The sequence below is a fragment of the Paenibacillus sp. FSL K6-2859 genome, assembly GCF_038008265.1.
Classification (GTDB): Bacteria; Bacillota; Bacilli; order Paenibacillales; family Paenibacillaceae; genus Paenibacillus_AQ; species Paenibacillus_AQ nitricinens.
Window position 1 is genome coordinate 3,407,070 of sequence record NZ_JBBOYU010000001.1, and the last position, 13,651, is coordinate 3,420,720.

5 protein-coding genes are annotated in these 13,651 nt (G+C 42.8%); all 5 read left to right on the forward strand.

Features of this window, described 5'->3' with window-relative positions; genetic code table 11:
- Positions 1-115: 115 nt before the first annotated feature.
- The 5 genes from MHB64_RS15145 to MHB64_RS15165 all read left to right on the forward strand — a co-directional run bounded on the left by MHB64_RS15145 (position 116) and on the right by MHB64_RS15165 (position 13,622).
- Positions 116-1,426 carry an ABC transporter substrate-binding protein gene (locus tag MHB64_RS15145; protein WP_094868758.1) on the forward strand — a complete coding sequence of 437 codons (1,311 nt, stop codon included), beginning with the start codon at positions 116-118 and terminating at the stop codon, positions 1,424-1,426.
- Between the two features lie 228 nt (positions 1,427-1,654).
- Positions 1,655-2,467 (forward strand): carbohydrate ABC transporter permease, encoded by an 813-nt coding sequence (locus tag MHB64_RS15150; RefSeq protein ID WP_256989697.1) that lies wholly within the window; start codon positions 1,655-1,657, stop codon positions 2,465-2,467.
- Positions 2,467-3,288 carry a carbohydrate ABC transporter permease gene (locus tag MHB64_RS15155; protein WP_094868759.1) on the forward strand — a complete coding sequence of 274 codons (822 nt, stop codon included), beginning with the start codon at positions 2,467-2,469 and terminating at the stop codon, positions 3,286-3,288. The genes MHB64_RS15150 and MHB64_RS15155 overlap by 1 nt, the downstream gene beginning before the upstream one ends.
- Before the next feature lie 38 nt (positions 3,289-3,326).
- The gene (locus MHB64_RS15160) at positions 3,327-6,395 is read left to right on the forward strand and encodes a glycoside hydrolase family 2 TIM barrel-domain containing protein (RefSeq protein ID WP_341134762.1); all 3,069 of its coding nucleotides are present in this window, start codon (positions 3,327-3,329) and stop codon (positions 6,393-6,395) included.
- A gap of 210 nt (positions 6,396-6,605) precedes the next feature.
- Positions 6,606-13,622, forward strand: coding sequence for a discoidin domain-containing protein (locus MHB64_RS15165; RefSeq protein ID WP_341134763.1), 7,017 nt, complete (start codon positions 6,606-6,608; stop codon positions 13,620-13,622).
- Positions 13,623-13,651 lie beyond the last annotated feature (29 nt).

Here is a 13,651-nt window from a genome sequence, read left to right on the forward strand (position 1 = left end):
CCAAAGCTAATAAAGATACTGCCAAAGAAAACGGATACAAGATGATAAGATGGAAGCGTACTCAGGAAAACGCTTCCATCTTTATTATTTTACAGATTATAAGGGGGTTTACGTAGTGAAGAAATTATTATCCGTAATGCTGGCTAGTGTGGTTCTACTGTCGGCATGTTCCACAGGTGGAACAAAAAATGAAACGAGCAACTCTGGTAACTCCGGAGCCGAAGGCAGCAGCAAGCCAAAAGAGATTACAGTTTGGGCTTGGGACCCGGCGTTTAACATTGCTGCTATGAATGTTGCCAAAGATGCTTATGCAAAAGTTAATCCGGACGTAACGGTTAACGTTGTTGAGAACGCGCAAGCTGATATCGTTCAAAAGCTGAATACAGGATTAAACTCTGGTTCCACAAAGGGTTTGCCTAACATTGTATTGATCGAAGATTATCGTGCTCAGAGCTTCTTACAAGCGTATCCGGATTCTTTTTATGAATTGACGGATGTTGTAAAGGCAGCTGACTTTGCGGATTATAAGATTGGCCCTACCAGTGTAGAAGGCAAACAATACGGTGTTCCGTTTGACTCCGGCGTAACTGGTATGTATATACGGACAGATTATCTCGAGCAAGCAGGCTACAGCCTGGATGCATTACAGGATATCGACTGGAAGCAATATATCGAGATCGGTAAAGCTGTAAAAGAGAAAACCGGCAAAAGCATGCTAACACTTGATCCAAACGATCTTGGACTTATTCGAGTGATGATTCAATCGACGGGCGCATGGTATACCGGAGATGATGGTCAGACACCGACCATAGAAGGCAACCCTGCTTTGAAAGAGGCACTGGTAATATACAAAGAAATGATGGATTCCGGTATTGTAAAAGTGATTTCAGACTGGAGCCAGTTTGTAGGCGCATTCAATGGCGGGGAAGTGGCTAGTGTACCTACAGGTAACTGGATTACACCTTCGATTAAAGCAGAAGCTTCCCAATCTGGTAAATGGGCAGTAGCTCCACTGCCTAAGTTAGGTGCAACTGAAGGCTCTGTCCACGCATCCAACCTTGGAGGCAGTTCCTGGTACGTCATGAATGTAGATGGCAAAGAAGCAGCAGCAGAGTTCCTATCTAAGACTTTTGCCTCTGATGCTGAGCTGTATCAGACGTTAAATACTAAAGTAGGTGTTATCGGCACCTTGAAAGCTGCGGCGAGCGGCGAAGCATACTCAGCTGCGGATGAATTTTTCAAAGGCCAAAAGGTCGTATCAGACTTTGCAGCATGGACCGAGCAAATTCCTAACGTCAACTATGGCATGAACACTTACGCCATCGAGGACATTATGGTTGTAGCAGTACAATCTTATCTAGGTGGCAAAGATGTAGATACTGTTCTGAAAGATGCGCAGAAGCAAGCGGACACTCAAATTCGATAATCGCACTTAGGCTGTACAACCGATGCCCTTGCTCCTTCTTCTCCTGTAAATTGGATTTCTACAGAAGGATAGGTAGCAGGGGCTTTCATCTCTAATATATAAGACAGAAGGGTGCGGAGTGGAGTGGAAACTATAAAGACAGGGTTAAGCCCGCAAAAACATAAGCGTTCAAAAGGGTCACGGCAGATCCATCTGACTGGCTGGTTATTCGTCCTTGTGCCGGTCATTATGATCAGTATTTTCTATTTTTATCCAATGATCCAAGCTTTAATTCTATCTTTTAAGACGGGTAGAGGTAGCAATCTTCATTTTACCGGGTTTGATAATTATATTCGACTGTTTAGCGATACCACGTTTCTTACAGCAGTCAAAAACACATTTATTTACTTGATTATTCAGGTCCCAGTGATGCTGATATTGGCGCTCTTCATCGCCGTCCTGCTAAATGATGAAAGACTGAAATTCAAGGGATTTTTCAGAACGGCCATATTTCTGCCGACGGTAACCTCGCTTGTAGCATATTCCGTTGTTTTCAAGTACATGTTTGGAGCCGAAGGAATCATCAATAAGTCTCTAGTGAGTTTACATCTAATCAGCGAACCGATTCAATGGATTACAGACCCCTTCTGGGCCAAAGTTACGATCATCATTGCCATCACTTGGCGCTTTACTGGCTATAATATGATTTTCTATTTATCATCCCTGCAAAATGTAGACAAATCTATTTATGAAGCAGCTCACATTGATGGCGCCAGTGCATTTACTCAGTTTTTCAAAATTACAATTCCTCTATTGAAGCCGATTATTTTGTTTACGACGATAACATCGACCATTGGAACCCTTCAGTTGTTTGATGAGGTGGTTAACATCACGAAAGGTGGACCCGGCAATGCAACCATGTCGATTTCCCAATATATTTATAACCTTTCTTTTGAATACACCCCTGACTTTGGATACGCTGCAACCGTCTCCTACTCGATTGTTGTAATGGTACTCATTCTGACGCTAATTCAGAACAAAGTAGGAGGAGACAAGAGATAATGAAAACTAAACGCATGTTTACTTACCTATTTCTAATCATCGCTGCGCTGATCTCTATCTTTCCATTTATCTGGATGGTTATTAGTGCCACGAATCAGTCGGTTGATGTAACTAAAGGGACATTACTGCCAGGTGCGCATCTCTTTAAAAATATTGACAATCTGTTCAATTCCGTGGATATGTGGCAAGCCCTTTGGAACTCCGCAAAAATCTCAGTGGTGACTACTGTGCTTTCATTACTGGTTGCATCGGCGGCTGGATATGGTTTTGAAATGTACCGCAGCCGGAGTAAAGACATCGTATTTAATATTTTGCTAGCTTCAATGATGATTCCATTTGCTGCGATCATGGTACCTCTATTTCAAATGTTCGCCAAAGTATCAAGCGTTGTCCCATTTCTTGGCATTGATACAGCAGCAGCAGTTATTCTGCCAACATTTACAACAGCATTCCTAATTTTCTTTTTCCGTCAAAACACAAAAATGTTTCCTAAGGAAATGATGGAGGCCGGTCGCATCGATGGCTTATCTGAATTCGGTTTATTCTTCCGCATTTATATGCCGACGATGAAATCAACTTACGCTGCCGCTGCGATTATCACATTCTTAAACAGCTGGAACAATTATCTGTGGCCGCTGATCGTATTGCAATCGCAAGAAAATATGACCGTGCCACTCTTAATCTCAAATCTTGGATCGGGTTATGCGCCTGACTATGGTCTAATTATGTCCGCGATTGTCATTACGACGCTGCCGACTGCACTTGTATTCTTCATGATGCAAAAACAATTTGTGGCTGGAATGACGGGTTCAGTTAAATAAGTTAGCGATCATTTTACAGCAGAAGGAGGAAAATTTAGATGAAGCAGCAGGTTGAACGGGGCGTCGCTCCAAGTCTGGAATGGTTGTCAGACCCTTCCATTTATGCAGTAGGCAGAACACACGCGCACTCCGATCATCGGTATTACGAGACGGAACTTGAAGCTGAAGGACTCGGAGAAATGCATTGGCGCTATAGCCTGAACGGAAGCTGGAAATTTAGCTATGCTCACAATGCTATGGAACGACAGGCGCATTTTTATAAGGAGAACGTGTCCTGTAGAGGATGGGATGATATTGAGGTTCCTGGGCATATCCAGCTTCAGGGCTTTGGGCAGCCTCAGTACGTGAATACGATGTATCCATGGGATGGTCATGAGCATCTTAGACCTCCGATGATATCCGAAGATCACAATCCAGTAGGCAGCTATGTGAAATATTTTGAAGTGCCTGCGGGCTGGGAGCAACGTCTAGTGTATATCTCTTTTCAGGGAGTTGAATCTGCTTTTTATATCTGGCTAAATGGGGAATTTATTGGCTATAGCGAGGATAGCTTTACGCCTAGTGAATTTGATCTGACACCGTACTTGACGGCAGGTGAGAATAAGCTTGCGGTTGAGGTGTATCAGCGCAGTACTGGAAGTTGGTTGGAGGATCAGGATTTCTGGCGCTTTTCCGGAATTTTTCGTGACGTGTATCTATACACTGTGCCGAATGTTCATGTGCGGGATCTCCACGTTCAAACTGATCTGGATGAGAATTTTGAGCAGGGAACGCTGATAGCTGATTTGCAGATGATGGGTGGGCCAGCTTCGAAAGTTCTTTTAGAGCTTAAGGATAAAGCAGGAAATCTTGTAGTTCGTGGTGAGACAGGTGTTTCAGGTGATAGTGTTTCGCTGATGCTTGAAGCATCAAAGGTTCATCTGTGGAGTGCAGAAGATCCCCATTTGTATACCCTTTACGTATCTGTCTTCAACTTATCTGGGGATCTTGTAGAAGTCGTGCCGCAAAAGGTTGGTTTTCGAAAATTCGAGATGATAGATAAGATTATGCATCTAAATGGTAAACGTATTGTATTCAAAGGTGTCAACCGGCACGAGTTTAATTCCCGTTTCGGTCGCAGCATTACGAAAGAAGATATGTTATGGGATATAAAGACTTTGAAACAGGCGAATATCAACGCTGTACGGACGTCGCACTATCCAAATGAAACACTCTGGTACGAACTGTGTGATGAATACGGTGTGTATGTTATTGACGAGATGAATTTAGAGTCGCATGGATCATGGCAAAAAATGGGCATTGTAGAACCGTCTTGGAACATACCGGGCAGTAAGCCTGAATGGCAGGATATCGTAATGGATCGTGCGATTTCCATGGTGGAGAGAGATAAGAACCATCCATCGATTCTGATTTGGTCCTGTGGTAACGAGTCTTTTGCCGGAGAAGTCATCCGGAATGTAGCGAATTATTTTCGAGAGAAGGACACTACGCGGTTGGTTCATTACGAAGGGGTGTTCCATAACCGGGATTATGATGATGCGAGTGATATGGAAAGCAGGATGTATGCGAAAGCAGCAGATATTGAAATGTATTTAAAAGATAATCCATTAAAGCCATATATTAGCTGTGAGTACATGCATGCGATGGGTAATTCTGTCGGAGGATTGCATAAATACACAGAGCTAGAGCAGAAGTATCCAATGTACCAAGGTGGATTTATCTGGGACTTCATGGATCAGGTTATTGTAAAAAATGATCGATATGGCAAGCCCTACATGGCTTATGGTGGAGACTTTGATGACCGCTCAACCGATTATAACTTCTCCGGAAACGGAATTGTGTATGCGGATCGGAGATGGTCTCCGAAAATGCAAGAAGTGAAATTTCTGTATCAGAACGTCAAACTGTCCCCGGATTGCCACGGCGTTACCATCAGAAATGAGAATTTATTTGTTAACTTGGATGCGTATAAATTGAACTATTGTCTGAATTATGAGGGCAGGGAATTCCATCATGGTATTGTATACGTCCAGGTGAAACCCGGAGAAGAAAGTTATGTAGAACTTGATTTACCAGAGACTAATCAGTCTGGTGAGTATAGTTTAGATGTTTCTCTTGTGCTCAAGGAAGATTCATTATGGGCGAACGCTGGTTATGAAATCGCTTTTGGACAGCATGTTTTCCAAGTGGAGAGCACATTGACTGATATGAACTCCATCCATCCTAAGGTAACTCCTGCCCTGAATGATTTTCGCGTAGTTGAAGGGGATGTAAATATTGGCGTTCACGGTCGTGACTTCTCCGTAATGTTCTCGAAGCAGGCTGGTACATTAATCTCCGTTAAATATTCAGGAAGAGAAATGATCTCTTCGCCGCCGGCACCGCTCTTCTGGAGAGCGATGACAGATAACGACAAGGGTGCGGGAATGCATTTCGACTCTTCCGCTTGGTATGCAGCAAGTTTGAGCCGAAGAACCTTAAGCTTCGAGCTTATGGAAGAAGAAGACCAAGCGACTGTGACCTATGTATATAAACTGAGTGTGTCAGAGGGAGTGCGAGTAAGTGTGACATACACGGTGTTCACCGATGGGAGCATAAAGGTGAAATCAAGCTACTATGGAGAACCGGGTTTACCGAAGTTTCCCCTCTTTGCTTTAACCTTTAAGGTACCAGCGGATTATTACCAGCTGAATTGGTATGCGAATGGACCAGAAGAAAATTATATTGACCGTTCCTTTGGCGCGAGATTGTGTCGCTTTCAGAATCATGCGGTGGACAATGTATCGTCCTATTTGGTACCGCAGGAATCGGGCAACCGTACAGGTGTACGCGAAGTATCGATAACCAACGACCTTGGTCAAGGGATTATAATATCCTCACCAGTCTCAACCCCTGTTGAAGCCAACATATCGCCATATTCGGCAATGGAGCTGGAGAGTGCGACGCATCAATATGAGCTGCCGAACATTCATCATACCGTTGTTACGATTGCCGGTCGGCAAATGGGCGTTGGCGGTGATGACAGCTGGGGAGCGCCAGTTCTTGATGAATATCTAATTGATCCATCAAAAGATTTGGATTTTGAATTTACAATTCGTAGAGCATAATTAGAGACGGATAGCAGTTGCCTCAATGGATAAGGTTGGGGCAACCAAATCCTATTTGTGAGTGATAGAATAGTTGATTTATGCATGTTTGTAACCGTTTACATTCTATGAAGGAGGTGTGTGGAATCTAAAAAATAGTGTGCAAGGTTGATCGGAAGATAGTTACGAAGTGGTTTCTATGATTATTTTTATGAGAAGGGGGTAATTTGGATGATCACTACAGCTAAACGAAGGTTATTTATTTCTTTTCTTTCTATTTCTTTGGTTGTACCTATGTTTATGGGTTTAACAGGCCAGAAGGTAGATGCAGCGAATACTACGATTAAACTAGATCCAAACCATTTGCAGCAATCTTGGGAAGGATGGGGAACCTCACTTGCTTGGTTCGGTAATATCACTGGCGGTTGGAACGATAAAGTCAAAGAAGCAATGGCTGATGCACTATATTCTCCAGACGGATTAAACTTTAATATTGCCAGATATAATATAGGCGGCGGAGAGAATCCTGCTTACAATTCGATGCGCCAAGGAGGGGATGTGCCCGGATTCTCGCCATCACCTGGAGTATTTGATTGGGCGCAAGATGCTAATCAGCGTTGGTGGCTGCAGGCGGTTAAAGAACGAGGCGCCAATATTCTGGAAGCATTCTCAAATTCTGCGCCGTATTATATGACGGTCAGTGGAAGTACGACTGGTCATTGGGAGTCGTCGAAAGACAATTTGAAACCAGATGAGTACGAAAATTTTGCTAACTATTTGACAGAAGTGGTTAAGCATTTTAAAGAAGAATGGAATATCGATTTCAATTATCTTTCACCAGTGAATGAACCAAGTACGAATTATTGGGGATTTGGAGGAGGTCAAGAGGGTTCCCATTGGGATGTTGCTTCCCAAATAAAGATCATTAATGCAACACGCGCTAAATTGGATGCAGCTAATCTACAATCTGTACAAATTGCTGCCATGGATGAATCCATCCTGGATACCTTTGTTAGTAACTGGAATTCTTATGATGAGACAACAAAAAGTAATATTGGTAAAATGAATACCCACTCCTACGGTGGGTCAAAGCGTGCCGAGATTAGAGATGCCGCCAAAGAAGCAGGCAAGACGTTATGGATGTCTGAAGTAGACTTAGGTCCTTCTGGGATTGCGCACGATCACGATGATTTCGAGCCAGCACTAGCATTGGCAGAAAGAATTATGACAGACATTACTTGGTTAGAGCCTAAGGCTTGGATTACTTGGCAAGCGTTTGAAAGCGAGAAGAACATGCAGAAGGATAAGGAGAACATGAACTGGGGTCTCCTTCACGCGGATTTCGACACGCAAGAATGGTGGTATACGAAGAAGTATTACGCCATGCAGCAATTCAGCAAATTTATTCCACAGGGCTCCAACTTCATTGGGGACAATGATGATAACACCTTAGCTGCATATGATCCTTCAACTAATAAAGTTCATATTGTATATAGAAATCCAAATGTAACCAGTCAAAATATTTCTTTAGATTTGTCACAGTTCGATACGGTCACTGGGGATGCAACGCCTTATGTTTCTTCCGCGACTGAGAATGTCGTACAAAAGGGAAAAATTCCTGTTTTGGATAAAATGCTGCAAGCGACGGTTAGCGCGAAATCCATTACAACTTTCGTAATTGATGGAGCTTCTTTTACAAGCAACTTACTTATTCCTCAAAACGATATGACGGTAACCGCAAGTAGTGCTCAGTCTGGTGAAGAAGCTGAAAGAACATTGGATGGGAATAATTGGACGATTTGGCACACATCATGGGAACCTTATAATGCGGGACCGCATTCGATTACTTATGATCTTGGAGCGCAATATGATGATGTCTACAAGCTGAGCTATTTGCCTCGGCAAGATAAAGATGAGAACGGTATCGTAACGAAGTTTACCATTGAAGTTAGTTTGGATGGCGATAACTTCACACCGGTTGCGATAGGAACCTGGAAGAATGATAAATCTGAAAAAACTGCAACGTTTTCTTCGCGAAAAGCGAAGTTTGTAAGGCTAAAGGTAGATGAAAGTAATGGGTCTGGAGCAAAGTACGCGTCGGCTGCAGAGATAAATATTATGAGAAAGTCCAATTTCACAGTTGATACGACTCTACTCGCTAATGCAATTTCTAGAGCAGAAGACTATATCTCAGCTAATAACGTAAATGTAAATGTATCGCATTTGCAAGATTTGGTGGATGAAGCCAAAGTTGTTCAAAAGAACACTTTAGCAACACAGGAAGAGATCATACAAATCGTTTACAAGCTGAACGTTGAATATAGCGTTTTAGGCCAAGGTCTTATCCCACAAAGCCAGATGAAGGCAACGTCTGACAATTCCGCATCTGAGGATGGACCGGAGAAAACTATTGATGGCGATATTTTGACTAAATGGCATACAGCATATAACAACGAATATTCTACACTTCCGCATTCCATTACTTATAATCTCGGTAAAGCATATAACAGTATCTATAAACTTCAATATTTGCCACGACAGGATGCGGACTGGAATGGTGTAATCACTAAGTTCGAAGTTTCTGTAAGTGACGATGGTGATAAATTCACCAAAGTAGTTGCAAAAGGAACTTGGAATGCCGATAAGACAGAGAAAACAGCAACCTTTAATGCACAGGGTGCTAAATATGTTAGATTTACTGCACTTGAATCGAGAAGCGATGCAGGTAAGCAATATGCATCTGCTGCAGAGATCAATATTTTTAACAAGCAGGGATATAAAGTGGATTTCTCCAGCTTAGACAGCGCAATTCAAGCTGCAGAGAAGTTCAAATCAAATTCTGAGAAAGATGAGTCTTACTTCAAGAATCTGGACGCGATTCTTATTCAAGCTGATACTTTGCTGAAGAGCGCATCAGCGACTCAAGAAGAGATCGTGAAATTTGCCAGTCTTATCTTCACTGAAATATCCAATATTCAAAACAGTAATCAAAATATTAAGGGAATGAGCCTTTTCTATACACCAGAAGCCTATCATGCGAATCCAGCTAGTCTAATGGTAGATAACGATATTTCGACCTTTTACGAATCTAACTGGGATAAGAATGGACGGAAATACAAATCGGGCGATTATATCGTTATAGATCTGGGAGAGAGCGTTCCTGACGTTGGGAAGGTGCTTGTTACACCAAGACTAGACAAGGCGAATGGCCGCATCAAACAGTTCAAAATCTATTACAGCAATGCGAACCTGAAGAATTTACCTGCTGACGCTGTCGGTACGCAAGCTTATTTGGACGACAATTTTAAATTTGCAGCAAATGGCTCTTTTGATGACTATAGCTCGAGTGTTCAATCTGCAACAATCAAATCAGTTGAAGCTCGATATATTGCGATTCAGGCTATAACTACTGGCGGTGACGGTAACACACTCAGTACAGCAGAAATTGCAGTAAGTCAAAAACAAACAGCGACTTTTGATACTAGTAAACTACAAGCAGCAATCGATCACTTGCTTACATTGTCATCTATTAGTCCAAAGGTGGAAGCTGCGATAGAAAAGCAAATCACAACGATGGGTGATCTTAGTGATTTAACCGAAGAAAGCATTTCGCATTACACCAAGCAGATAAACGATTTATATAACGTCTATTTGACTGTAAATAATAGAAGTTCCATTAAGAGCGGTGAAGTATGGCTGGATACGGAAGGTGTGCCGATTCAAGCGCATGGCGGAGGTATTCTGTATAACGAAAAGAACAAGACATATTACTGGTACGGTGAAGACAAGACGGAAGGTTATCTTCCTACTGGAGTTCACGCATATTCGTCTAAAGATTTGTACAAATGGCAAAATGAAGGCATCGTATTGCCTGTCTTCAATAACCCTCAACTTGGCGAAGATGTAGTGACGGCTGGAAATGATCTTCCATTATATCTGGATGAAAATTCTGAAACGTACAAGAATAGCGGGGTACCATATGATCCGGATAGGAAAGTAGAAATTAAAAATAAAGATGAAGATTACACAGGTAACATGAAAGCGCCGAACAATACACTCAGTAAGCACAATTCACCGGCTCGAATCGCTGAGTTAAATGCGCTGTATGTGAATTATTCGAATGAAGAGAAGCAAAAGATGTATAAAGATTTCAACTGGGATAAGGTTGTCGAGCGTCCTAAAGTCGTCTACAACAAGAAGAACAACACTTATGTAATGTGGTGGCATCAAGACGGGCCGATTGCTGGTGAATATTGGACAGCAGAAGGTGGTGTTGCTGTCAGCGATTCGCCGACGGGACCATTCAAATATCTTGGCACATCCCGATTGCCAAATGTAGGTGATAAAGATGGCAATGAAGGAATGCTTCGAGATATGACCTTGTATGTCGATGAAGATGGCAATGAAGCAACGCATGATAAAGCCTACTTGGTTTATTCTTCCGAAGAAAATGTAACGACCGTGATCATGATGTTGAATGATGATTACACAGGTCCAGCTCAGAATGAGAAGGGTGAAACCTTAGAAGGAACTCACTATGTGAGAGCATTTAGCTACAAGAGAGAAGCGCCAGCTATTTTCAAACAAGACGGTGCTTATTATATGATTTCGTCCGGCTTGACCGGTTGGAACCCTAATCGGGCCGAATACCACGTCTCCACTCAAGGAATGTTTGGACCGTGGGAATATAAAGGCGATCCTATGGTTAACGACTATGATGGTACTACCTTCAGAAGTCAAAGCACATTTGTACTGCCTTATCGGGATGGTAATGGCGCTCTCGTGCCGAATAAATTTATCTTTATGGCCGATCGCTGGTACCCGAATAATCTGAGTGATTCCAGATATGTTTGGCTTCCGCTCGAACTCGATAATGAGAATCGCAGAGTTGCGATAAGTTGGCAAGATGAGTGGAAAGTTTCCCAACTCAATACCGGTACGACTATTAACTTCAACAGTAATGGAGGAAGTTCGATTTCTTCCTTGTATGGGGCTGAAGTCGGAACGAAAATTACTGCACCTGCAGAACCGACTCGGGAAGGATTTAAGTTTGTAAATTGGTATAAAGACGAAGCACTAAGTACAGTATGGGATTTCACTATTGATACGGTCCCAACAAATGATATTACTCTTTATGGGAAATGGGTGCGTGTAGCCGCACCAGTGATTACAAATATCATGCCAGTCAATGTAGCTACGGTGACCGGAATTCCACCAGTGCTGCCAACAGTCGTAACGGCTGTGTACAGCGATGGAACAACCCAAGATAAATCAGTTGTATGGGGCGTAATCGATCCTTCACAGTATGCCGAAGCGGGTAGCTTTAGCGTGCGTGGAGTGGTAGACGGCACGGTGATTCCAGCTGTTGCGAATGTAATCATAAGTGAGGATGTTTATAGAGCACAACTTGCAGCGCGTATCGCAGATGCTCAAGCCATTCATGATGTAGCCTTGGAAGGAATGGACGTCAGTCAGTATCCGATTGGATCAAAACAGAAATTATTGGATTCGATCATGGAAGCACAGCAAGTGCTTGACAATGATTCAGCTACCCAGACTGAGTTAGAACAAGCAACATTGGATTTAAATTCAGCTCATCAAGTATTCGAGGCATCAAAGAATCAACATGTAAAAGTACAATCCATCTCGATTACGAGCGCATCGTCGTCCATTGAAGTGACGAAAGGAACGCTGCAGTTACAAGCGGAAGTCCAACCGGCTAATGCTACGAACAAAACCGTTACGTGGGCGGTCTATGAAGCAGATGGAAAAACTGTAGCGGATAAAGCAATCATCAATACAAACGGGTTGTTGACGGCTGCGAAGAACGGCGTTGTGAAAGTCGTTGCAACATCCGTTGATAACACCACAGTTTACGGAATAAAAGAGATTATGATAAGCGGTCAAAATGACAGCCCAGAGCCTACTCTAAGCCCAGGAACAAATCCAGGCAACCCAACGACATCAACGAGTTCTACACCTACACCATCGACCCCTCCTACAAAAGAAGATCCACATCGTTATGTGCCAACTGGTATAGAACTACAAAATGAAACTGCACAGAACGGAACTACGAGCCTGACCATTAACATTGATAAGGAAGCTTTAGCGAAGAAATTAGAAGCACTTAACCAAGCAACAGGAAGTCCTAATCTTGACATCGAGATTCCGGGAATGATTTCATGGAATGCAGTCAATCTGCCATTGGATGTCTTGTACAACAGTATGAAAGCGAATAAGGACACAATCATAACACTAAGAGGCCATTTAGGCAGTTATGAACTTCCGCTTGCCAGTCTAAATCGTGAAGAACTTGAGAAAGCAGCTAAAGTTACGGGTGCAACTTTGATCATTCGAATGGATCAAGCGACTTCACAGCATGAGCAGAAGTTTGAACAATCCAAATTAGAACAAGGATTGAAGCGGGTAAGTGACATCATCGCGTACAAAGTCATTCTAAAATCGAATGATAAAGAAGAAGAGCTTCAACGCTTTGGAAATCCGTTTATGACACATGTCATAAATATGGATGGCGTTACTCAAGATCCAGCGACTGCGACCGCTGTTATATTTGATCCGATTACAGGACAAATGCGCTTCGTGCCATCGGTGTTCACCGTGAAGAACGGTAAGACTGAAGTCTCCATATTCAGTCAAGCAAATGGCGTATACGCGATCGTTCAGAACAAGAAAACATTCGATGATATGATGGGACATTGGGCACTAAAGGATGTTGAGACCTTAGCCTCTAAACTGATCATTAACGGAATGTCAGACCGGACGTTTGCACCAGCAGGCAAAGTTACACGTGCTCAATTTGCAGCACTACTGGTAAGAGGACTAGGGTTATCGACAGAGTCGCTATCGAATGTGTTTGCAGATGTTAATACAACTGCGTGGTATGCACAGGATGTGAACACAGCAGCAAAACTAGGTTTGGTTCAAGGCGTTGGTGAAGCGAAATTCAGTCCGGATTCACGAATTACGAGAGAGCAAATGGTCGTGATGATCATGAACGCTGTTCAGCTTGTGCAAGGAGAGCATAGAGCAGAAGCTCAATTGCGCACTCCATTTACCGATCAAGCTAGCATCTCAGGTTACGCTACCCAAGCAGTAACAGAAGCAGCAGCCAAAGGAATTATCAAAGGTAAAACAGAAACAACATTTGCTCCGCAAGATGCAGCAACACGTGCTGAGGCAGCGGTGATGATTAAACAAATTTTACAATACTTGAAGTTTATGAACTAAATGATTCAGCGGGATGCTCTGTTCAAACG